Here is a 22152-nt window from a genome sequence, read left to right on the forward strand (position 1 = left end):
TTATTTCATGGGAGCCTATCAAATAGATTAAAGAACGAATTATTTTCTTCTAATAAATGTAAAACGTATGAAAACCTCTCGTCGAGACTTTCTAAAAAATGTAGCCGGTGTTTCTGGCTTCTTCCTATTTTCAAACCATGGATATGCTTTGGGGGACAGTCTTGAAGACTCCTTTATAGATAAGTTATTACCGGCGCCAAAAGGAGGAGGATTTGCGATGAAAGATTATTGGATTTGGGATCCATCGGTCATAAAAGGAGAAGATGGACGATATCATATGTTTGCTTCGCGTTGGAGCAAACAATATGGCTTTGGTAATTGGGTGACAAATTCCGAAGTCGTCAGGGCTATTTCAGATACCGCTGAAGGGCCATACGAATTTGTTGAAGTTGTACTGCCTGCTCGGGGGAAGCAATATTTTGATGGCTGTACGACACACAATCCTCGAATTGTAAAAAATGGTGACTATTATGTGCTTTATTACTTTGGCAATAACTATGACGAACCAAATCCCTCTTTTACAGAAAATGTATGGGAGTCGGGCTTAGGCCAGAAAGCCTGGATGCATAAACGTATTGGGATGGCCTATTCCAAGTCAATTGCAGGGCCATGGAAGAGAGTTGATCAACCGATTCTGAATCCCCGTAAAGGGGAATGGGATGCCTCCATTACATCAAATCCTTCGCCAGTTGTCTTACCGAACGGAAAGGTTTATTTAGTTTATAAATCTTCCCCAGTAAATTATAATCCACCACTTTTATTGGGAGCCGCGCAAGCGGATTCTTTCCTCGGACCTTATCGCCGTTTATCGGACAAGCCTATTTTTTCATTTCATACAGACCAAAACCATGAAAACGATGTAGAAGATCCATTTGTCTGGTATAACGGTCAGCAGTTTGAACTTATTATGAAGGACCGTTACGGAAAGATCTGCGGTGAAGAGGGGGGCGGGATACATGCTTATTCCAAAGATGGCATAGATTGGCATCTTTCGAAGTCTGTAAAAGCTTATTCTAAAACAATTCAATGGGATGATGGCACGACGAGTCATCAGGCCAATTTTGAACGACCGTTTTTACTATTTGAAAATGGGAAGCCTACTCATTTGTTTGCGGCAACCGGGGATGGTTCAGAGCCCTATCAATTTGAACGTACATGGAATATGGTTATTCCTCTTAAGAGTATATAAGCCACGGAATTAAAAAACAGCTTCCAAACCGCGTCGTATATATTGGGGTTGGAAGCTGTCTTGATTTTCCCATCTGTTCGGATAATGGGAAATATATTTAGTTACTTACTAAAACTGTTGTTTGCCGATTCTACATCCGCTAATCGCAATGAAGGATCAATTGTTACCGTTTTTGGTGTTTTCGATACATGGATAGTATAGTCGGGTTTGGTCCAGAACCAATCCTCAAGCACGGTTCTTTTAACACCTTTGTAAATGTCAAAATGCTCTTCCGGTTTTTCTCCACGCATTTCACGCAAAGGGATATAAAATAATTCTTTGCTTCCATCGGTGTATTCTACCAGAACATCCAGTGGCATGGCAAAATTGGACTTATTGGCCAATAGGATTTCTGTATCTGTTACTTTTTCAATGGCGTAATCGATTTGACGTGTTGTATTGATAAACAGATTGAAATACCATTTTAAGTTGATACCGGAAACATCTTCAGCAACGCGTTTGAAATCATTTGGTGTCGGATGTTTAAACTTCCAGATGTCATAGAATTTCAAGAAGGTTTTTTCTAAATTTTCCTGACCAATAATATAACCCAACTGTTCTGCAAGCACGGCACCTTTGTTGTACGCTTCGTTGCTGTAGCCATAGTTGGTGTTATAATAATCTGCCAGTAAACTCATCGGTTCTTCTTTCCCTGAAAGGGCCAATTTATAATATCCACGGTAGGCTGCAATTTGCGGGTTAGATGCTATGGCACCTCTTTTTTCAAAGATATGCTGCATAGCCAACTCCTCGACATAGGATGTGAAGCCTTCATCAAACCATTCATCGACGGTTTCGTTGATTCCAAACAATTGTTGGTACCAAGAGTGTGCCGATTCATGGAATATTACACCGACAAGGCTTTTTAGATTGCGGCCACCTGTGATAAGCGTAGCTGTACCATATTCCATTCCGCCATCTCCACCTTGAATGATGGTATAAGTTGGCCATGGATATTTACCAAACTTCGTACTACAGAAATCAAAGAATTCGGTAGAAAGGCCTATTGCTGTTTTCCAATTCGAGATCACTTCTTTGTCTGTTGGCAAGAACACGGTATACACTCTTATGCCATTTTTACTTGAAGCGGAATCAACGACAAACTTGGGGTCTGCAGCCCATACAAAATCGTGGATATTTTGGGCCTTATAGTGCCATGTTGCTTTATTGTCGACGGCTTTTACTTTCGCTTTCTGTTGATAACCTTTGACATCTGATGGATTTTGAAGAACACCTGAGGCACCAACGACATAATTTTTATTGAGGTGTATGGTAACGTCAAAGTTGCCAAAAGGGGCAATAAATTCACGGCCCGTATATTCATCCAAATGCCAGCCGAATTCATCGAATTGAGCCATCTTCGGATACCATTGCGCCATAGATAGTGCTACACCTTCGGCTGAATTTCGGCCAGTTCTTCTGATTTGTTCCGGAACTTGTGCAGTCCATTCCATATCAAAACGTGCTGTTTCCCCATCTTGGATTGCAACTGGTAAAGTTACCTCCAAAATAGTTCCATCAATTTTAAATGTTGTGTTGGTACCATTGACTGTTAGGGTTTTAATTTTCTGATAACCAGTTTGATTGGCTTTCAGTTCTCCAATACGGCTTTGATATACCGGTTTTTCTTTTGTACCCAAGTTAGTGACCATTCGCTTGTCGGGGTCACTTATGTTTTTTAATCGATAGTCCATCATCGATCCTGGTTGAAACGCATTGAAATATAAATGGAAATATACCTTTTTTAGTGACTGCCCTGAATTATTACTGTACTTCAAGGTCATTTTTCCATCGTACTGATATGCTTTTTCATCCACGTTGACATCCATGTTGTAGTCAACCTTCTGTTGCCAGAATCCTTTTCTTTGGGCCTTCGCTACTGCCCCCCAAATATTTAATACACATGCAAGTGTAAAAAAGGATATTATTTTGATTTTCATGCCCCAAACTTACAAAATTGTCTCAATAAATGGCACTTAAACGAATGTAACGAAGTTAATGTCATCAAATCTTGACGAAAATTGACTGGTCTTTGGAGAATTGGCTTGGTTTTGGTTAGGGGATTTATCTGTTAAGTTAAAAATCAATTTTACTGTTTTTATGGAAAATCTATATTATAAGCCCTCGGGAAAGGCTCCTGCTTTGGCATTTATTGGATCTCTTGTGCTAGGTACGGTGGGTGCCGTTGTCCTGGCAATTGTTTACATCGCTTTGCAGTGGTTTATTCCTATTATTTATTTTAATGTATTTATTACATTGGGATTTGGTGCTGGAATATTCTATGTTCTCAACTTCTGTTTCAAACAATGGAAATTAAGAAATAAGGGCATTGCAATATTGATTACTTTGCTGATTGCAATTTTAGGCTTTTATGCTCAATGGGCTCTTTTTGTGTCGCTGATGTACAATGCGGAGGGGACAATGGGCGGAGATACCTGGGTAAAATCGTCTTTTAATCTGGAGGGATTCAAGGCATTTTTCTTACACCCTTCATTTATTTGGGAAGCGATGCAGGGTTTAAATGAAGTCGGCACTTTTACCTTGAAAAAGAGTCCGGTTTCGGGCGGTATGTTGTGGGCCGTGTGGGCGATTGAAATGGGTATTATTTTGATTACCCCAATTATTATGGCATTCAGGGGTATTACTATTTATCCTTTTTCTGAAAAAGACGAAGCATGGATGAATAAGCGGATATTGCCGGGAAGGTTAAAATTCGTGGCGGATAAAGATGCTGTAGTAAGCTCCTTGGGTAATCATGATTTTGCCTATGTGTATGACCATCTTTCGGATGAAGAAGAGCATTTCTCTTTTGCCACTGCCGAATTATATGAATCTGAAACGGACGACCATCAGTACCTGACCATCTATAATCACCAATTTACGGAAAAGAAAGGCAAGATGGAAGAGAAGAAGGACGAGGTTATCGAATTCTTGCGGATCAATAGAAATAGTCTATAAACGAAATATACTGACGAGTTGAATTGCTCTTTATTATATGCAATGGCAGCTCAAATTCGATCGTATAGCTTGGTTTTTTACAAAGAGATCCCAGGAATATTTCCCCTGGGATCTCTTTGTATATGTTATTGTACCAATGTTCCACCTTTTAATTTCCATTCATTGATGGAAGGACTATAAATTTTGACGTCCTTAATACCATTTTTCGCCAATATGGATGCCGCTATGGTTGCTCGGTCTCCGGACTGACAATGCAGGTATAGCTGTTTATTTCGGTCAATTTGGTTAAGATTGTCTGCAATTGTACCAACAAAGATATGAGTCGCATGCGGTAGATGGCCCTCTGAAAACTCACTGGCATTGCGCACATCAAGTATTTGGATATCGGATTTGCCCAATACACTATTCATCTCTTCGAAACCGATGAGTTGCTGATGTTCCAATGGAATCCCCAAATGAGGAATCGTATCAGGCGTAACATATCCAGCGACATGATCCAATCCAATGCGCATAAGCTTGCGGGCAATGTCGTCCAATTGGCTTTCCTCTACAATGAGTATAAAAGGATCCGTGTAATTAAGGATCCAGCCAGCCCAGGTATTAAACGTTTTGTTATGCTGAATATTGATGCTATTTGGGAGATATCCTTTGGCAAACTCAAACTTATGGCGTGTATCAATGACAGTTGTTCCTTTGTGGTATAAATCCAGAAAAGTTTCGTTCGTTAACTTGTTGTACTGAGGAACTGCTGTTTGCAACGGCCGTGCTATTTTGTTGAGTTTTTTCATCATGGCAAAATAGCGTGGCGGTTCGGGCTGTCCTGATAATAGCTCTTCCACGAAGGCTGTTTCGTTGTTTTGGTATTGAAGCGCCCAGTTTCGTATTTTTTCATAACCAACTGTTGAACTCGGAACGGCGCCTAGCGCCTTTCCACAAGCGGATCCGGCGCCATGTGCGGGCCATACTTGAATATGATCAGGTAGAGCCAAGAAATGTTGCAACGATCGGTACATTTGGTGGGCTCCAATTTCCTTGGTTCCGATCATTCCTGCTGCATTTTCTAACAGATCTGGGCGTCCGATATCTCCAACAAATACAAAATCACCTGTAAATATCATGACTGGCTCCATGGTTGCAGGCGTATCAATCAATACAAAACTGATACTCTCGGGCGTATGTCCAGGGGTATGGATAACTTGGAAAATCAGATTTCCAACTTGAAATTGATCTCCATGTTTTAATCCAATATGTGGAAATTCATATTGCCAATCTTCTCCACCTTCATCGGATAGATAAGGTTGGGCGCCTGTCAATGCGGCTAATTCTAGCGTACCTGAAAGGTAGTCGGCATGTATATGCGTTTCCGCAATATGGGTTATGGTCAGATTATTCTTTTGTGCAATCTCAAGATAGCTGTCTACATCTCTTTTAGGGTCAATGACTAGCGCTACACCCTTGGCTTGACAACCAATGATATAACTCGAATGTGCTAAAGATGACTCAAAAATGTGTTGAAAAAACATAACGTGTGATTTTAATGATTTACAAATTGAATGAATTCGAAAGCGAAGATTAGGATGCCGATACTAATTAAAAAGTATCCAAAAATACCTTTCAATTTTGCTGCATCTAATTTGTCTTTCCATTTGGAACCAATCTGGAGGCCTATTAAAGTGATTAACGTAAAGGTAACCAATATAAACCAATTCATATGTTCCAGGAACTGATAATTCGCGATCAAACCGAATGAGGCGTTTAAACCGATGATAAACAATGAAGTGGCAATGGCCTGCTTAAGTGGAATTCCTAAGAGTAATACGAGGGCCGGTACAATGATAAAGCCTCCTCCTGCACCCACCAGGCCGGTCATGATACCGACAAGCAATCCGACGAGGACAACGTTGAAAATCTGGCCAATTCCACCCCTGAATCGATCGTGCTGAACCTGTTTACGTCTTCGTACCATTGCTGTCGCAGAAATCAAAATCACAATCGAGAAAAGCAGCATAATGATATGGTTTCTAGAGATCGCTATCTCGCCAAGGTGGAATGACTCTGGTATGGCTACAAGGAGATAACGCTTGGTCAAATAGACCGAAATTAGCGATGGAAAGAGAAAAACGGCCGTAGTTTTCAGGTCAATTTCTCTTTTTTTCAACGGAGAAATTGATCCGACCAAGGCTAATATTCCTATAGAAAACAACGAATAGTCCAATGCATATTGAGGTTCTATATGAAAAATATAAACAAATATTGGCAATGTTAGAATACTTCCGCCGCTCCCCATCAAACCCATTGACAGGCCGACCAGAACAGCTAATATAAAACCAGCTATAAATATTAATTCCATTTTCTCTTTCTAAAATTTTAACTAGTGGTACAGGCCTCAGATTGCGCGTATATGAGGTAATTTGGTCTAAAGTAGTTTGTTAAAACTAGTGCGGCAACTTATTGCGCAAGACTCCATAAAGCCAAGTACCCAACAAAGCAAAAAGCAAGAGGATTCCTATAGTCCAATAACCAGCACCGATTAGGGCAAACATTGGTCCCGGACAAGCGCCTGTCAATGCCCAGCCTAAGCCAAAGATTGTTCCCCCGAGCAGGTATCGTGTAATACTTTTGTCTTTATCATGGAATGCTATTTGCATCCCGTTACTATCTTTGATTTGCTTTCTCTTGATGATTTGTACGATTATAATTGCTGTGGTCAGTGCTGTACCGATAATCCCATACATATGAAAGGAACGAAATTGAAACATTTCGTAGATTCTATACCATGATGCGGCCTCTGATTTGTATAAGATGATTCCAAACAATATACCGATGGAAATAAATTTTAGTGCTTTCATTTATGCGAAAATTAGCGGGAATAAAAAATGAACCATGATGATCCCACCTAGGAAGAAACCTATAACGGCGATCAAAGAAGGAAGCTGAAAATTGCTAAGTCCAGAAATAGCATGGCCGGATGAACATCCACCAGCATAGCGGGTTCCAAACCCAATCAATACACCGCCAATACTTAAAAGTAGAAACTGAAACAAAGATCCGTCGAAAATGAAAATGGATTCAGGAAGGTAGCCTTGTAAATGGTCGATAATACCTAGCTCTTTTAAGTCGGCAACACTTTTGGAATTAATATGGCTTGCAGTGCCATCGCTCAGAAAATTATGTGCAATAAAACCGCCAATAGCTGTCCCGAGTACTACCAATAAATTCCATGACTGGGTCTTCCAATCGAATCTGAAAAAAGAGGAAGTTTTTCCGGCCCCTAATACAGTACACATGGTGCGCAGATTATTGGACATGCCAAAATCCTTTCCCTGTTTGAGCAGCAGGTACATGACCAGTGCAATTAAAGGTCCTGAAATATACCAGGGCCATGGTTGTTTGATGTATTCCAATAGCATAACATTGTTCTTAAGTGATGTTACAAAGGTACATACTGCCTTTGCAAAAGCCTGTAACAAATGTTACCGAAGGAAGAAAGAATTTATAGGTCGTAATATTCAATGTCGGCGTCCTTTAGGGCTTCCGTTAGCAGGGGAAGATCATCTTCCTTTTGAAATAATTTGTTGCGCCAGGTACGGAAGGCTGGCCCTTTGTTTTGGTTGATAATGATCAGGTTGCCGCCGGAACGTTTGAGATTCCTGATATGAGAAATATTATTCAAAGGGAAAACGATTGTCTTTTTAGCGTTGCTTATCTGAAGTGTATTTTCATCCAAGACCCAAGTCGATGACAAAGTCGAAGACTTTATGGCCAGATACAGTGCTAAAGGAATCATTAAAAGAGCAATAATAATCTTGAGAATTTCCTGTATGGGAACTTTAGACATTCCCATTCCGATCAAAAAGATTGAAATTAGCAAGATTAACATGTATTTTCCACGATGCAATGTCGACAAGTGGAATGTCTGTGGATTACTCTTCATATTTCTTGATAAACTTCCCTTTTGCGTCAATATAATAAAAATTCTCTAGATCCTCCGTTACAAGCGCCAGCCCGTTTTCAAAAGCTTGGGCATTTTGTAATTTAAATGGAACAACGACTTTTCCTGTGTAATCAATGTACCCATATTTATTGTCATTAAATGCCAGTAGAAGTCTTTCACCCGCAAAAGATAGAAACTCATAATCCGTTTTAAGTTGATTATGCCCCGTTTTATTAATAAGCTGGTAAGATTGGTTGACTAGAATTAACGCGAGATTATCGCGATAATCCGAAATGGTTTCATATTTGGCAGGAAGTAAAACAGCGCCTTTTTGATCCATGATACCCGTATTTTCTCCTTCCGTAAAAAGTGCATATTCTGGGCTAGGAACTGAAATAAAGTCATATTTGGCCTGCAGCAATATTTTACCGTTTGTATCCAACAGCCCATACTTAAGATCTCTCATATAAACTACTGGACCGCCTTCGGTTTCTAAACTGAGCGATTCATATTGACATGGAATAACTTCTTTGCCGTGTATGTCTATTAAGCCAAACATTTGTGCTGCATCATTCACGATGGCATAGTCTCCTACATAGCTATATATTGCCGTATACTTTGCTGGTGTTAATTTGTTTCCTAAGCTGTCCTGTACACCAAAATATGCTGTATTGGAATCTTGATACCAAGATAGCTGATCGTTTAGCGTGGAATCTATAGCTTCCTCAATAGGTTCACCTTCTTCATAATCCGCTGGAATTTCAAAGAGTGATTTGTCGAATGTTATTTCTTCCACCTTGGTCGCTTGAATTCCGAGCCCGGCCGATCCGATATAGAGCGCTGCCCCGGGCACTTTTTCGAGATAATCGTAAGTGCCCCAGTATAACTTTGGCAATTTTGGTGCATACCAAACGGTAATTTCCGTTTGTGGATCTTGGCTACCTGTTAGATTGAATGTTGCTTTTTCGCAGGTTATTCCTGCAATTATCTTCTTTTGATTGGGAACTAAGCTGATCTCAAAATCTCCCGAATAGGCATAATTATCACCCTCGTTTACGGCAGTCTCAATGAGTTTGCCGGTGGCCAGCTCTGTTGCAGTATAGGTTTTATTTATTTCATCCAGTAGAAAAGAGCTGCCTTCGTGGATATTGCTGATCTGTATCGATTTTCCGAATAATAAACTTTCAATTCGCATCTGGTCTTTGGTGATGAAGGCCTGCATTAATGCTTCATTATTTCCAGCCAATATTTTGATGAATTCTGAAGATGCGGTATCGGTTCCCGTTTCAGGATCAGCAAATTGATATGAAATTTTATATAGCTTTTGCTGAGCGTGTCCTTGTCCGATAAGGAGAAAAAACGCCAGCTGTAAACAAAGGATAAATTGTTTCATTGTGTGATTTTAAGCTGCAAAAATATTGAAATTCGATTGATTTTTGAAATAATCTTTCGTTGTTTGTGGAAATTCTTTCAAAAATAGATATTATTGTATTTGGTTGTTTAAAACCGATTTTTGGTCTGTACTTAGGGGTCAGGTGCTAGCGTCTTATTTTTTGAGTATAGATCTTGCGTTGTGGACTATTTTTATGCCAAGTGAAATAAATGGTTGTAAGGACGGCGGTTAAGATAGCGGTCTTGCGGGAGTGTATGTGTTTTTTACTTGTTTTATAGGTTATTATCATATAATCGTCAAGAAAAAGCAAAAATAATTAAGGAATGTAGCTTTTTGGAAAAAGGTGAAATGTTAATTTTGTATTTTACAAACCTCGAATTTTTTACTGTTTAAAAAAGATACCTGTGGAACTATTACTAATAGAGGATGAACCATCCGTCATATCATTGATCGAAAGAGGCTTAAAAGAAGAAGGCTATCATATTAGTATTGCTATGGATGGTTATACTGGTCTAAAAATGGCGGGATTGAACCGTTATGACTTGATCCTATTGGATGTGATGTTGCCGGGTATGAATGGCTTAGATGTGTGCAAAAACATTCGGATGTCTAACAACGAAGTCCCAATTATTATCTTAACAGCATTAAATCAAACGGAGGACATTGTCGAGGCCTTTGATAGGGATGCGGATGATTACTTGACGAAGCCGTTTCGTTTAGAGGAATTAAAAGCTCGAATCAGTCGCTACAGCCGTAAATCCAAAACAGTTACCGAGCAGAAAAATATATTGGTATTTGACGATCTTCAATTGGATAGAGACAGTAAATCGGTTCAACGTGCCAATTCTCCTATTATTCTCACAGCTACTGAATTTCGTTTACTTGAATTTTTAATGCTCAACCGAAATAAGGTATTGAGCCGGATCGATATTCTGGAAGAAGTATGGGGTATGGATGTCGACTTAAGCACCAATGTTGTCGACGTGTATGTGAATTACCTGAGGAAAAAGATCGATAAACAATTTTCACGTAAACTTATCCATACGGTGATCGGTATGGGCTATGTAATCCGTCATGAAAATTAGGACCAAAATAGTTCTCCTATTTTCTATCATCAGCACCCTGCTGCTTGTTGTTTTTGCCATTTATGTGTCTTATTTCACGTACGACAGTCTACAGACCAAATTTTTTCATCGGCTTGAAGAGAATGCCGTTATTGTTGGAGATCATATCGTCCATCAGAAGGATGAAAATAGGGCACTCTATATTCAGGTAAAACGTAAATACCTGAAACAATTATCTGAAGGAACAGACCATCTCATTCGTGTTGTTAAGGGAAGTGATCGTGTTCAATTGCGGCCCGAACTTCCTATGCCGAAAACATTTTATACAGAGGTGATTCGTGACGGGAAAGGAAGATATATGCATGGCGATACTGCATTTGTAGCCGTTTTTTTTCAGGATCATCTTCACCACGAAAATTTGATTGTTGTATCGGAAGGGATTGATGATTACGGCCATGATGAACAGCGTCAATTGGATCGTACCCTGATCACCGGTGGGATTTTGGCGATTTTTTTAATTGTACTGATGTCTTTTTATTTTGCTGACCGATTATTGAAACCCATTAAGGATATCAACAATGATTTAGACAAAGTTGATATCGCACATTTAGACCATCGTCTGTTTAGTAAATTTAGCAATAGCAAAGATGAATTGGGTGTTTTGATTGCGAACTTAAATTCAATGCTTAGCCGATTGGATATCTCGGTTCAGTCGCAACAGAGTTTTATCGGAAATGCCTCTCATTCGCTAAAGACCCCACTTACAATTATCGGAGGAGAAGCCGAATTGGCACAACAGCTCCTGTCGAAAGAGCATGAAGCTTATTATTCACTGGAGACGATCGCAAAATATGCGGATAAAATGGAGTTGATTATCAATAATCTTTTGCAACTATCCCGCATGGGCTTCAAGGGGGAAGTGGACAATAAAGAAATTATTCGAATTGACGAATTACTCTATGAAATTTATAAAGCCGAAAAAAGTATTCATAAGGACCTCAAGCTTTCTTTTGATCTAACAGAAATTCCAGAAGATAGTGATGAGCTTACGGTTTTGGCTAACCCGGATCTGTTTTTTATTGCCTTTAGCAATATTATTTCAAATGCATTTAAGTACGGCAATGGAACGCAGGTTGGCGTAGCCATAAGTAGCGATAGCAAAAATATTACGATAAAAGTGTTTGACCAAGGGATAGGTATTCCTAAAAAAGACCAGCCACATATTTTTACCTCTTTTTACCGCGCTTCTAATGTCGGTGATATCTATGGCAATGGTTTGGGGCTTGTTTTAGCCAAAAATATCTTTGACCTTCATGGTGCTGAATTGTTCCTCAATTCAACGGAAGGTCAAGGCACTCTGGTCGTTGTTACAATCCCAAAAACTCCTTTCTAATTTCATTTTAATCTCATCCTTATTCCATTTTTAGGTGGCTGTGATATACTTGTACCAGAGATAAGTATAACTCATGGATCTATCTTGTTGTTTCGAATCGGATTATGTTTTGAAACCGCGGGATTGCTTCGTTACCATAAAGGAACAAAATATAAGGATGAAAAAAACACTTTCACTTTTTACAACACTGGGGATTAGTATAGCATCATTGCATGCGCAAGAGCAGATCCAAACGGACTCTGTTCAGGCGCAAAGAAGCAGCTTGTTACTGAAAGAACCCGCGCGAGCAAAATCATTTCAATTGGATGTCCTGTTAAGAGCAGGTCTGCAAACGGACAATGGGGAGGGGGAGTCTCAAGCAAAAGCAAACCTTGATGATGCCCGTATTTTGATGAGCGGCGTATACAATGATAGACTGTCGTATAAAGTGCGTTTTCGTTTGAATAGGTCATTTGCTCCAACGAGTCAGGATAATGGCTCGCGTGCATTGGACATGGCATTGATCAAGTACAAGTTTGGCAAGGATCTCAAATGGTCCGTTACGGCCGGTAAGCAAAGTGCGATGGTCGGGAGTTATGAATTTGAAAATAACCCAATTTACGAATATAAGTTCACAGACTATGTCGACCGCATATTGAATCTCTTTGTTGTCGGTGGAATGTTATCCTATGAAGTCAATCCGAATCATTCGTTACATGCCCAAGTTTACAACACGACCAATGATAGTTTTATGGAGCTTCATGCAAAAAATGGTTTTGCTGTAGGTGATTTGGAACGCTCTAGTGTACCAATGGGAGCCTATTTCACTTGGGTGGGGGCATTTATGGATAAGCGTTTTAATACGAAATGGTCTTACAACATCTCTCAGTTTGCAAAGGGACATACTAATCATGCCGTTTCATTAGCGAATAAATTCAAAACAGCAAAACAGATGCTATATCTTGATTTACAGTACTCTTATCTTGCTGTCGATCATGCGATGATTGCATCTTCGGCGATCAACGAATTTTATGGTAGAACTGGCGAGAAGCGAGTATTGGCCAAAGATGTAAACTACAGCTCTGCCATACTGCGCTATGATCAATTTTTGAGTAAAAAATGGGAAGTGGCTTTGAAAGGTGGGTATGAGGTCGCGGGATCGAGAGATGATAACCAACTCGGTAAGAATTTTCGCCAAAACTGGACTTATTTTGCGGCTTTGCAACATAAGCCGTTTCATAACCAGGATCTTCGGTTTTATTTAGGTTACGTTGGTAACACCGTAAACTATAAGGGCTATATGGATATAGCCAAGAGTCAGTACAACCGCTTAGCCTTTGGGGCATATTTTACCATTCCAGTTTTATAATAATTCCTTTAACAAATTAACAAATAATTATTTTTTTATGCGTTTAACACCGAGAGAAACAGAAAAGCTGTTGTTGCATTTGGCCGGCGAATTGGCGGCTAAGCGATTGAAACGCGGGGTAAAATTAAATTATCCTGAGTGTATCGCTTACATCAGTGCCCAGATTATGGAGGAGGCTAGGGACGGAAGGTCTGTGGCGGACTTAATGTCTTATGGTACTACCTTATTGAAAAGGAGCCAAGTCATGGAAGGAGTCCCTGAAATGATCCATGATGTACAGATCGAAGTTACTTTTCCGGACGGAACTAAATTGGTGACTGTCCATGATCCTATTCGTTAATAAATATTGAATGATATGATTCCAGGAGAATACATTTTAAAAAAAGAGGAAATCAAAGCTAATGTTGGGCACAGAACCACAAGCATTGTTGTGAAAAATGAAGGTGATCGACCGATTCAGGTAGGTTCACATTATCATTTCTTTGAAGCGAACAAGTTGCTTTCCTTCGACAGGGAGAAAGCGTTTGGGATGCGCTTGAATATTCCAGCCAGCACCGCTGTTCGTTTTGAACCAGGGGAACAAAAATCGGTTGTTCTGGTTGAATTTGGCGGAAGTAAGGAAATCCATGGTTTTAATGGATTGACAAATGGGAAGTATACAGATCAATCGGTGAAAACCAAAGCCATTGATAAAATGAAAAAATTGAAATTCAGACAATCTAAGTAAATATGGGAGGATGGAATAGACGCGAATGGATTAAAGTCGTAGGGCTCACCACTTTGGGTTCTACTGTTGGTCTACATGCGCTTGGTTTAGATAAACTAGGTTTAGATAAATCATCTGTAAAATATGTTGATGGGGAACTTTATATCCCGAGAGACAAATATGCGGCTCTTTTTGGACCGACCACTGGAGATAAGGTTCGTCTGGCAGATACAGAGCTTTTCATTGAAATTGAAAAAGATTTCAATGTTTACGGAGAAGAGAACAAATTTGGTGGCGGTAAAACTATTCGCGATGGTATGGGGCAATCGGCTCGTGCCTTGCGTGATGAGGGGGTGTTGGATTTTTGCATCACTAATGTCATTATCATTGACCACTGGGGTATTGTAAAAGGCGATATTGGTATTAAGGATGGTAAAATTGTAGGTATTGGTAAAGCTGGAAACCCAGATGTACAGGATGGTGTAACCGAGGGCATGATCATCGGTGCTTCTACGGAAGTGCATGGGGGAGCGGGCTATATCCTAACTGCAGGCGGTATTGATACGCACATTCACTTTATCTCGCCGCAACAGATTGAAACAGCGCTATATTCTGGTGTAACTACTTTTATTGGTGGCGGTGCGGGACCAGCAGATGGAACACTGGCAACGACAGTGACTTCAGGAAAGTGGTATATCGAGCGTATGTTTGAAGCGTTTGAAAACCTTCCTATCAATGTTGGTTTTTTCGGAAAAGGTAACGTGTCGACCACTAAACCTATCGAAGAACAAATTGAAGCTGGTGCACTGGGCGTGAAAATCCATGAAGATTGGGGAGCGACTCCGGCAACAATTGATGCGGCATTGAAAGTTGCTGATAAATACGATGTACAAGTTGCGATCCATACCGACACACTGAATGAGGCCGGTTTCTTGGAAGATACTGTTGCTGCGATAGATGGTCGTGTAATCCATACTTTCCACACGGAAGGAGCTGGCGGTGGACACGCTCCGGATATTATTAAGATCGCCATGTATCCCAATATCCTCCCTGCATCTACCAATCCAACAAAACCTTTTACGGTAAATACTGCTGAAGAACATTTGGACATGCTGATGGTCTGCCATCACTTGGATAAAAATGTGAAAGAAGATGTGGCATTTGCTGATTCACGTATCCGTCCACAGACAATTGCTGCCGAGGATATTTTGCAAGATATGGGCGTATTTTCAATTATGAGTTCGGATAGCCAAGCGATGGGACGTGTGGGAGAGGTCATTTCCCGTACATTCCAAACCGCCCATAAGATGAAAATCCAACGCGGCCCTTTAGCTGAAGATCAAGGTAAAGAAAATGATAACTTCCGTGTCAAACGTTATGTGTCTAAATTTACAATCAACCCTGCTAAAGCACATGGTATTGACCAATATATTGGTTCGATTGAAAAAGGAAAGTATGCAGATTTGATCCTTTGGAAACCAGAATTATTTGGTGTAAAACCCGAGTTGATCATCAAAGGCGGTATGATTTTGGGTGCTAAAATGGGAGATGCCAATGCGTCAATTCCGACACCACAGCCAATCATTTATAGGCCAATGTTTGGAAATTATGGTAAAGCAGTTTCAAAACTATGCTTCAATTTCGTTTCGAAAATTTCTTTGGAGAACGGAAATATTCAAAAATTGAATTTGTCGCGTAAATGTCTGCCTGTGGAGGGATGTCGTACGGTGATGAAAAAAGATATGGTCCATAATCATGCAACACCAAATATCGTCGTTAATCCAGAAACCTATGAAGTAACAGTCGATGGTGTGTTGGCGACCTGTGAACCATTGAAGGAACTTCCAATGGCTCAACGGTACTTCTTATTCTAATTGGTTATTTATGTTGTTAGCAAGAGACATTAAGGGGAATATTTGGGCCGATAGCACAGATCAGAACAGTGTTGAACTTGATTTTTTGGAACTCGAATGGTTTGATACGGAAAGACGTATTATCCGAGGGTTCACTGTTGAAGGTCGAGAAATAGGCTTTAAAAATTTAGGAACGGAATCCTTGTTTGACGGTGATATTTTGTTCGAAACAACGGAACTGCGCATTGCTGTTCGAATATTGCCCTGTCCTTGCCTTGTTGTACGTCCTAAAAACCTCTTGGATATGGCTCGGATATGTCTCGAAATTGGCAACAAACATATCCCTGTTTTCATCAACGCTGCACATGAAATTATTGCAGCCTATGAAAATCCCCTTTGGGAAACCTTAGAAAGGGCGGGTTTTACACCGACGAAAGAGTTACGGGTGATAGAAAGAACACATACGTTACGCATACATCAGTATGCCGTAGTCCAGCACAAAATTACCTTGGCCAAGGGGCTCTAATACTTAATTAATAACGATTACATATGAATCCATTGTTGACATTAATGCAGATTAACGACTCTGTATTCCCGATTGGAGGCTTCACACATTCCTATGGTTTGGAAACTTATATCAATAAAGAGATTGTACATGATGCTAAAACTGCAAAAGAATATGCACAGACTTTATTGGAGCATAGTTTCTATTACAACGATGCCGCTTTTTTTCATAAAGCTTGGCAATTATGTGAATCAAGAGCAACCAGGAAAAAGATCGCTGAACTGGATGCATTGATAACCGCTTTCAAAGCTCCTTATGAGATTCGGGATGCCAGTAAGAAATTGGGAATACGGTTTTTAAAATTGACAGAAAAATTAAAACCGGTCAAGCGTTGTTCGGCTTATCTAAAGGCGATAAATGCGCAAGAACAGCATGGTCACTATGCAATGGCATTTGCCATGTTTGCCCATGCGCAGGAAATTAGTTATTCAGACGCACTGAGTGCTTTTTATTATAATTCTTTGAATGGTATTATGACGAATTGTGCCAAACTGGTTCCAATTAGCCAAATGGATGCACAGCAGATTTTGTTTAAACTACAGCCCTTGATTAATAAATTGGTCGGATTACAGCCCGAACTGGATGATGATCTGATCGGAAATTGTTGTATCGCTCAGGATATTCGATGCATGCAACATGAAAAATTATACACGAGAATTTACATTTCGTAAAAATAACTGAAATAAAAGATGTCTAAGAGAAATTACGTGAAAATTGGTGTTGCTGGTCCTGTGGGCTCTGGCAAGACGGCACTTATTGAACGGTTGACACGTTCGATGTCGGCAGATTATAGTATCTGTGTTGTAACAAATGATATTTATACGCGTGAGGACGCTATGTATCTACAACAGAATTCGGCTCTGCCCGCTGAACGTATTATTGGTGTTGAAACAGGGGGCTGTCCGCATACGGCAATCCGTGAAGATGCTTCGATGAATATTGAAGCTGTAGAAGAATTAGCGAATCGTTTTGAGGATGTGGAACTGATTTTTGTTGAAAGTGGAGGTGATAACCTGACGGCGACTTTTAGTCCGGATCTAGCCGATTTGACCATATTTGTTCTCGATGTTGCTGAAGGCGAGAAAATGCCACGTAAAGGTGGGCCAGGTATTACGCGCTCGGATTTGTTGTTGATCAATAAAATAGACCTTGCCCCTTATGTAAATGCCGACTTGGAAGTTATGCGCCAGGATACAATCCGCATGCGCGGTGAAAGACCATTTATTTTTACAAACTTAATGACTTTAGAAGGTTTGGAAGATGTGAAATCATGGATCAAAAAGTATGCTTTGTTGGAGCCCGTAGGTTAAAATTTATCGTATATGGATAGCAAAATCGTATTAAATGTTGCCAAAGAGGACGGCAGAAGTAGATTGAAGGAGAGTTATCATAATGCACCTTATAAACTAACGCATTATGGCGCGGCAGGATTGACCAATCATTTGGAAATGATCATCATGAGTGCATCGCCTGGTATTATGGATACGGATTATTTGCACATTGATGTTCATGTGAAAAAAGATGCACAATTGAAACTTTTTACACAGTCCTTCAATAAGCTTCATCCTATGAAAACTGGCGCAAGACAACATACGGACGTGCATGTTGGGGCCGGTGGCTTGTTTCATTACATTCCACACCCAGTAACGCCGTTTAAGGATTCTATTTTTAAGGCAAGCAATCATATTCACTTGGCTGAAGATGCAGTTTTGATGTGGGGTGACATTATTAGTGTTGGAAGAATTCACATGAAAGAAGCATTTGAGTTTGATAGTCTCCATACGCAAACCAAGATTTTTAGACAAGGTAAACTGTCCTTTATTGACAATCAGCTTTTGCGTCCCAAAAGTCAACCGATACAGAAGATGTTATTTTTTGAGGGATATACCCATCAGGCAACTTTTGTGTTCTCGGCTCTTTTTGCGCAAGAATTAAAATATGAATTGGATGAAATCTTAACTGTTGAATACAATGATATCTCTTATGGCTTTACGCAGGCTTCAAAAGATGTGGTTATCCTACGTGCTTTGGGGACTGATGGAGAGTTGCTTTACGACTTTTTACATATGTTGGGGCAATTGTGTTGGGATTTTACACAACATAAGTTTTCTGAAAGGAAGGAAGATACAGCCGTCGAAGCGATAACGGAAGATGAGAAATCGAAGACGGGGGAAATCACCGTCATTGAACACAGAAAACCTCGTCGAAAAAGTAAGCGGGAGTTGGTGGATGCTGTAGTGGTGGAAGGAACTAACTATGCATAAGGGGAGCCAGCATGACGAGATATGGATTGATGTTATCCCTGATTTTGACAAATTGAAGCTGGGCCGCGATTCAGATATTTTGGATCTTTCCTATTATGAAGTAAATAAGCGCGTTATCCAGCGGAAAACAAGAAAGGGTAATCTGGTGCGTATACAGCGTGATGATGGCAGCGCACTGCGTTCAGGACAGTGTATTTATCATCGTGGTGATTTATTCATCCAGGTCAACATTTTACCTTGTCTTTGTGTATTGTTGGATAGTCAGAATCTATCTGTTGTGGGCGAGTTCTGCTTCGACGTGGGCAATCGACACTTGCCGGTTTATCTCAAGGCAGATGGGCGATTTGCTGTTTCTTATGATGGACGTCTCTATCAGGCGCTAAAAGAAAAATACAAAGGCTTTATCACATTGGAAAATACGATTTTAGAACCTGATGAACAGATTACCTACATTCGTAGACCTATCCTCGAATGATGGAATGCTGGTATTAGCGAAAAATTGCGCATTTTTGTCGCTATGAAATTTGGCGAGGAATTGCAAGCATGGTATCGACAGCATAAGCGAGATCTACCATGGCGAGAAACAAAAGATGCCTACAAAATATGGCTTTCTGAAATTATTCTGCAACAGACTCGTGTCGAACAAGGCTTGCCCTATTATGTACGTTTTGTCGAGCGATTTAAGAATGTTGTGGAATTTGCGAATGCAGAAGAAGATGATATTCTTCATCTTTGGCAAGGTCTGGGTTACTATTCTAGAGGACGGAATATGCATAAGGCCGCGCGAATAGTTCGCGATCAGTATCAGGGTGTTTTTCCGGTAGATTATCAAACATTAATAACGCTTCCTGGAATAGGAGAGTATACTGCTGCGGCGATATCCTCTTTTGCGAACGATGAAGCCCAGGCGGTATTGGATGGAAATGTGTTTCGTGTACTGGCGCGATACTATGGCATAGAAACACCTATCAATTCTACGGAAGGAAAGAAGATTTTTACAGCTATAGCCAAAGAAAATCTTGATCATAAACACCCGGCATTGTATAATCAGGCTATTATGGATTTTGGTGCCACCCATTGTAAGCCCAAGCTGCCTTTATGTGAATTCTGTATGTTTCGTCCTTCCTGTTATGCGTTATCTAAAGGCCAGGTAGATCAATTGCCTGTAAAGCTTAAAGCCAAGGCAAGCAAAGATCGATACTTTAATTATTTTATCTCGAAGGATAACGATCAGATACTGATGTCTAAACGTGGTGAAGGTGACGTTTGGCAGAATCTATATGAGTTTCCACTTTTGGAGTCTAATTACAGCTTGTCAATTCCGGATGTTCTTAGCGATGAGTGGTTTATTTCCTGTTTCGGTTCCGATGCTGAGCTACATGTTTTACAACAGCAGACAAAACATATCTTGAGTCATCAAAATATTTATGCGACATTTTTTGAGGTGCGGTTAAAAGGCGATCTAATTCAAAAAAAATCCAATTGGGATTATGTATTTCTAAAAGATTTAGATAAATTAGCTAAACACAAGTTGATCTTTACCTTTTTGGAAAGATCAAATTTTTAACCATTTATGCTTTTAAATTATGTCAGGAGTTAACAAAGTCATTTTAGTGGGACATCTTGGAAAAGATCCCGAAATTCGCTATTTAGAAGGCAATGTCTCTGTTGCCAGTTTTCCATTGGCAACATCAGAAACGTATAACAAAGACGGAAAAAGAGTAGAACAAACCGAATGGCACAATATTGTTATGTGGCGAGGTCTGGCTGACGTGGCTGTAAAATATCTAACAAAGGGGAAGTTAGTTTATATTGAAGGTCGACTGCGGACTCGTACTTATGAGGATAAGGAAGGTATTAGACGATATGCTACTGAGGTTGTCGCTGAAACCTTTACGCTTTTAGGTCGTAAATCGGATTTTGAGCCGAATGCGGGTGTAAGTGCTGGTAATACAGCAAACACGCAGGCGCAAAAAGTCGAAGATAAGGAAGTGGAGGTCGATTTTACGGAGAATGATCAGGAGGATAATCCATTACCATTTTAAGCTGAAGAATTTGAGATTATGTAAAAACTTTACATGTATAGTAAATATAGTAAAATCATCAAAAAACAAAAGAGCAGGCAACTAGGCCTGCTCTTTTGTTTTATTAGCGTTTTGGGTGTGGAATTCTGATTACCTTCTCCCAAGCGAGTAGGCTGTTTCTGCTATGTGTTCTTTTATGATGCTCAGTCGAAGTTCAAAATTTCTTTTTAGCGGAAATTTTGGCTATGTTTGCTCTAATTATGTTGCAAGATAGAATTACGCAGTATACTGAAGAGATTAAGGCATTTGCGCCAGCTTCTTCAGCCGATGTAGAAAATTTCAGATTGAAGTTTTTGGTTTCCAAAGGGATTGTGAAAAATCTTTTTGATGAATTCAAAACAGTTACGCCTGAAGAGAAACGTACTTTGGGAAAAGTGTTGAATGAATTTAAGCAGTTCGCAGAAAATACATTCAAAGAAGCACAAGAAAAGTTCGGGTCTGGTGAGAAGCAAAAATCACAGGAATTTGCGAGTGATTTAACATTGCCTGGTCAAGGTTTTCAGCTGGGGTCTAGACATCCAATCTCTTTAGTTCGTAAAGAAATTGTTGAAATTTTCAAGAAATTAGGTTTTATTGTGTCAGAAGGGCCGGAAATTGAAGATGACTGGCATAATTTTTCTGCGTTGAATTTTCCACCGGAACATCCTGCGCGTGATATGCAAGATACTTTCTTTATCAAAAAACAGGAAGGTAATGACATTACATTGAGAACGCATACATCTTCGGTTCAGGTGCGTTTAATGGAAGCCGGTAAACCACCGTTTCGTGCGATAATGCCTGGACGTGTTTATAGAAATGAAGCTATATCAGCCCGTGCACACTGTTTCTTTCACCAAGTAGAAGGTTTATATGTAGATGAGAATGTTTCTTTTGCCGATTTGAAACAAACTTTATATCATTTTGTTCAAGAGATGTATGGCGAAGGTACCAAAGTACGTTTCCGCCCATCCTATTTTCCTTTCACTGAACCTTCGGCAGAAATGGATATCTCCTGTACAATCTGTAAAGGGGCAGGGTGTAACTTGTGTAAGTACTCTGGCTGGGTAGAAATTTTAGGTTGCGGTATGGTAGATCCTAATGTGCTTGATAACTGTGGTATTGATAGTAAAAAATACTCAGGTTTTGCATTTGGTATGGGAATAGAACGTATCACAAACCTTAAATATGTGATTAAAGACCTACGTCTTTTCTCAGAAAATGACACGCGTTTCTTGTCTCAATTTGAGACCGAATTAATATAAATTAATCATTGTAAAGATTGTGGCATCACATTATTCTCTACGATAATTAGGCAAGAGAATAATGTGATGCTTTTTGGTCTTTAAGCTTTGTAGATGACTTTCAACATTCGTACGATCTAAC

The 22152-nt window shown here is 39.9% G+C and carries 23 protein-coding genes; 16 read left to right on the forward strand and 7 right to left on the reverse strand.

What is annotated here, in order from left to right; translation table 11 throughout:
- The first annotated feature begins 67 nt into the window (after nt 1-67).
- Nucleotides 68-1189: a glycoside hydrolase family protein gene (locus B4N43_RS00435; RefSeq protein ID WP_208734111.1), complete on the forward strand. Its 1122-nt coding sequence runs from the start codon at nt 68-70 to the stop codon at nt 1187-1189.
- A gap of 101 nt (nt 1190-1290) precedes the next feature.
- Here the strand turns inward: B4N43_RS00435 and B4N43_RS00440 are convergent, their stop codons facing one another.
- A complete protein-coding gene (locus tag B4N43_RS00440) occupies nt 1291-3168 on the reverse strand; it encodes a M1 family metallopeptidase (RefSeq protein ID WP_088160005.1) in 1878 nt (625 codons plus the stop codon).
- A 160-nt stretch (nt 3169-3328) separates the two neighbouring features.
- Between B4N43_RS00440 and B4N43_RS00445 the strand changes: the two genes are divergently transcribed.
- The gene (locus B4N43_RS00445) at nt 3329-4186 is read left to right on the forward strand and encodes a hypothetical protein (protein WP_286732277.1); all 858 of its coding nucleotides are present in this window, start codon (nt 3329-3331) and stop codon (nt 4184-4186) included.
- 125 nt (nt 4187-4311) lie between these two features.
- Here B4N43_RS00445 and B4N43_RS00450 read toward each other — a convergent pair whose 3' ends face one another.
- The 6 genes from B4N43_RS00450 to B4N43_RS00475 all read right to left on the reverse strand — a co-directional run bounded on the left by B4N43_RS00450 (nt 4312) and on the right by B4N43_RS00475 (nt 9513).
- Nucleotides 4312-5709: an MBL fold metallo-hydrolase gene (locus B4N43_RS00450; protein WP_286732279.1), complete on the reverse strand. Its 1398-nt coding sequence runs from the start codon at nt 5707-5709 to the stop codon at nt 4312-4314.
- A gap of 11 nt (nt 5710-5720) precedes the next feature.
- Nucleotides 5721-6536 carry a sulfite exporter TauE/SafE family protein gene (locus B4N43_RS00455; RefSeq protein WP_286732280.1) on the reverse strand — a complete coding sequence of 272 codons (816 nt, stop codon included), beginning with the start codon at nt 6534-6536 and terminating at the stop codon, nt 5721-5723.
- 85 nt (nt 6537-6621) lie between these two features.
- Nucleotides 6622-7035: a DUF6691 family protein gene (locus tag B4N43_RS00460; protein WP_286732281.1), complete on the reverse strand. Its 414-nt coding sequence runs from the start codon at nt 7033-7035 to the stop codon at nt 6622-6624.
- Nucleotides 7036-7596 carry a YeeE/YedE family protein gene (locus B4N43_RS00465; RefSeq protein WP_286732282.1) on the reverse strand — a complete coding sequence of 187 codons (561 nt, stop codon included), beginning with the start codon at nt 7594-7596 and terminating at the stop codon, nt 7036-7038. It abuts the gene before it with no gap.
- A gap of 83 nt (nt 7597-7679) precedes the next feature.
- A complete protein-coding gene (locus tag B4N43_RS00470; protein ID WP_083663466.1) occupies nt 7680-8120 on the reverse strand; it encodes a hypothetical protein in 441 nt (146 codons plus the stop codon).
- The gene (locus tag B4N43_RS00475; protein ID WP_286732284.1) at nt 8110-9513 is read right to left on the reverse strand and encodes a WG repeat-containing protein; all 1404 of its coding nucleotides are present in this window, start codon (nt 9511-9513) and stop codon (nt 8110-8112) included. The genes B4N43_RS00470 and B4N43_RS00475 overlap by 11 nt, the downstream gene beginning before the upstream one ends.
- Nucleotides 9514-9917: 404 nt before the next feature.
- Here B4N43_RS00475 and B4N43_RS00480 point away from each other — a divergent pair, with 404 nt between their 5' ends.
- The 14 genes from B4N43_RS00480 to pheS all read left to right on the forward strand — a co-directional run bounded on the left by B4N43_RS00480 (nt 9918) and on the right by pheS (nt 22031).
- Nucleotides 9918-10598 (forward strand): response regulator transcription factor, encoded by a 681-nt coding sequence (locus B4N43_RS00480; protein WP_075990802.1) that lies wholly within the window; start codon nt 9918-9920, stop codon nt 10596-10598.
- Nucleotides 10588-11970: a sensor histidine kinase gene (locus B4N43_RS00485; RefSeq protein ID WP_286732286.1), complete on the forward strand. Its 1383-nt coding sequence runs from the start codon at nt 10588-10590 to the stop codon at nt 11968-11970. Before B4N43_RS00480 ends, B4N43_RS00485 begins: the two co-directional genes overlap by 11 nt.
- Before the next feature lie 157 nt (nt 11971-12127).
- Nucleotides 12128-13318 carry a porin gene (locus tag B4N43_RS00490; protein WP_286732287.1) on the forward strand — a complete coding sequence of 397 codons (1191 nt, stop codon included), beginning with the start codon at nt 12128-12130 and terminating at the stop codon, nt 13316-13318.
- A 37-nt stretch (nt 13319-13355) separates the two neighbouring features.
- Complete coding sequence (gene ureA / locus B4N43_RS00495) at nt 13356-13658, forward strand: urease subunit gamma (RefSeq protein ID WP_046674789.1); 303 nt, start codon at nt 13356-13358, stop codon at nt 13656-13658.
- Nucleotides 13659-13673: 15 nt separating this feature from the next.
- Nucleotides 13674-14045, forward strand: a complete 372-nt coding sequence (gene ureB, locus B4N43_RS00500; RefSeq protein WP_075990804.1) for an urease subunit beta — start codon at nt 13674-13676, stop codon at nt 14043-14045.
- Between the two features lie 2 nt (nt 14046-14047).
- Nucleotides 14048-15898, forward strand: coding sequence for an urease subunit alpha (gene ureC, locus B4N43_RS00505; protein ID WP_145327233.1), 1851 nt, complete (start codon nt 14048-14050; stop codon nt 15896-15898).
- Between the two features lie 10 nt (nt 15899-15908).
- Nucleotides 15909-16403: an urease accessory protein UreE gene (locus B4N43_RS00510; RefSeq protein ID WP_145327231.1), complete on the forward strand. Its 495-nt coding sequence runs from the start codon at nt 15909-15911 to the stop codon at nt 16401-16403.
- A 23-nt stretch (nt 16404-16426) separates the two neighbouring features.
- Nucleotides 16427-17113 (forward strand): urease accessory protein UreF, encoded by a 687-nt coding sequence (locus B4N43_RS00515; protein ID WP_145327228.1) that lies wholly within the window; start codon nt 16427-16429, stop codon nt 17111-17113.
- 18 nt (nt 17114-17131) lie between these two features.
- Nucleotides 17132-17752 (forward strand): urease accessory protein UreG, encoded by a 621-nt coding sequence (ureG, locus tag B4N43_RS00520; RefSeq protein ID WP_088160017.1) that lies wholly within the window; start codon nt 17132-17134, stop codon nt 17750-17752.
- A gap of 12 nt (nt 17753-17764) precedes the next feature.
- The gene (locus tag B4N43_RS00525; RefSeq protein WP_145327227.1) at nt 17765-18706 is read left to right on the forward strand and encodes an urease accessory protein UreD; all 942 of its coding nucleotides are present in this window, start codon (nt 17765-17767) and stop codon (nt 18704-18706) included.
- Nucleotides 18699-19181, forward strand: a complete 483-nt coding sequence (locus tag B4N43_RS00530) for an urease accessory protein UreE (RefSeq protein WP_120333064.1) — start codon at nt 18699-18701, stop codon at nt 19179-19181. The genes B4N43_RS00525 and B4N43_RS00530 overlap by 8 nt, the downstream gene beginning before the upstream one ends.
- Before the next feature lie 42 nt (nt 19182-19223).
- A complete protein-coding gene (gene mutY, locus B4N43_RS00535) occupies nt 19224-20273 on the forward strand; it encodes an A/G-specific adenine glycosylase (protein ID WP_145327225.1) in 1050 nt (349 codons plus the stop codon).
- A gap of 19 nt (nt 20274-20292) precedes the next feature.
- The gene (locus B4N43_RS00540) at nt 20293-20751 is read left to right on the forward strand and encodes a single-stranded DNA-binding protein (protein WP_046674796.1); all 459 of its coding nucleotides are present in this window, start codon (nt 20293-20295) and stop codon (nt 20749-20751) included.
- Nucleotides 20752-20990: 239 nt separating this feature from the next.
- Nucleotides 20991-22031, forward strand: a complete 1041-nt coding sequence (gene pheS / locus B4N43_RS00545) for a phenylalanine--tRNA ligase subunit alpha (protein WP_145327223.1) — start codon at nt 20991-20993, stop codon at nt 22029-22031.
- Nucleotides 22032-22152: the final 121 nt, after the last annotated feature.

It is taken from the genome of Sphingobacterium sp. UBA1897 (genome assembly GCF_002337775.1).
Lineage (GTDB): Bacteria > Bacteroidota > Bacteroidia > Sphingobacteriales > Sphingobacteriaceae > Sphingobacterium > Sphingobacterium siyangense.

Coding starts and splice junctions, on each gene's coding strand:
- B4N43_RS00530 (WP_120333064.1), top strand. CDS start 18,699: ATGCATAAGGGGAGCCAGCATGACGAGATATGGATTGATGTTATCCCT.
- pheS (WP_145327223.1), top strand. CDS start 20,991: ATGTTGCAAGATAGAATTACGCAGTATACTGAAGAGATTAAGGCATTT.
- B4N43_RS00540 (WP_046674796.1), top strand. CDS start 20,293: ATGTCAGGAGTTAACAAAGTCATTTTAGTGGGACATCTTGGAAAAGAT.
- mutY (WP_145327225.1), top strand. CDS start 19,224: ATGAAATTTGGCGAGGAATTGCAAGCATGGTATCGACAGCATAAGCGA.
- B4N43_RS00460 (WP_286732281.1), bottom strand. CDS start 7,035: ATGAAAGCACTAAAATTTATTTCCATCGGTATATTGTTTGGAATCATC.
- B4N43_RS00475 (WP_286732284.1), bottom strand. CDS start 9,513: ATGAAACAATTTATCCTTTGTTTACAGCTGGCGTTTTTTCTCCTTATC.
- B4N43_RS00510 (WP_145327231.1), top strand. CDS start 15,909: ATGTTGTTAGCAAGAGACATTAAGGGGAATATTTGGGCCGATAGCACA.
- ureB (WP_075990804.1), top strand. CDS start 13,674: ATGATTCCAGGAGAATACATTTTAAAAAAAGAGGAAATCAAAGCTAAT.
- B4N43_RS00485 (WP_286732286.1), top strand. CDS start 10,588: ATGAAAATTAGGACCAAAATAGTTCTCCTATTTTCTATCATCAGCACC.
- B4N43_RS00515 (WP_145327228.1), top strand. CDS start 16,427: ATGAATCCATTGTTGACATTAATGCAGATTAACGACTCTGTATTCCCG.
- B4N43_RS00450 (WP_286732279.1), bottom strand. CDS start 5,709: ATGTTTTTTCAACACATTTTTGAGTCATCTTTAGCACATTCGAGTTAT.
- B4N43_RS00525 (WP_145327227.1), top strand. CDS start 17,765: ATGGATAGCAAAATCGTATTAAATGTTGCCAAAGAGGACGGCAGAAGT.
- B4N43_RS00470 (WP_083663466.1), bottom strand. CDS start 8,120: ATGAAGAGTAATCCACAGACATTCCACTTGTCGACATTGCATCGTGGA.
- ureC (WP_145327233.1), top strand. CDS start 14,048: ATGGGAGGATGGAATAGACGCGAATGGATTAAAGTCGTAGGGCTCACC.
- B4N43_RS00445 (WP_286732277.1), top strand. CDS start 3,329: ATGGAAAATCTATATTATAAGCCCTCGGGAAAGGCTCCTGCTTTGGCA.
- B4N43_RS00465 (WP_286732282.1), bottom strand. CDS start 7,596: ATGCTATTGGAATACATCAAACAACCATGGCCCTGGTATATTTCAGGA.
- B4N43_RS00455 (WP_286732280.1), bottom strand. CDS start 6,536: ATGGAATTAATATTTATAGCTGGTTTTATATTAGCTGTTCTGGTCGGC.
- B4N43_RS00435 (WP_208734111.1), top strand. CDS start 68: ATGAAAACCTCTCGTCGAGACTTTCTAAAAAATGTAGCCGGTGTTTCT.
- B4N43_RS00490 (WP_286732287.1), top strand. CDS start 12,128: ATGAAAAAAACACTTTCACTTTTTACAACACTGGGGATTAGTATAGCA.
- B4N43_RS00440 (WP_088160005.1), bottom strand. CDS start 3,168: ATGAAAATCAAAATAATATCCTTTTTTACACTTGCATGTGTATTAAAT.
- ureA (WP_046674789.1), top strand. CDS start 13,356: ATGCGTTTAACACCGAGAGAAACAGAAAAGCTGTTGTTGCATTTGGCC.
- ureG (WP_088160017.1), top strand. CDS start 17,132: ATGTCTAAGAGAAATTACGTGAAAATTGGTGTTGCTGGTCCTGTGGGC.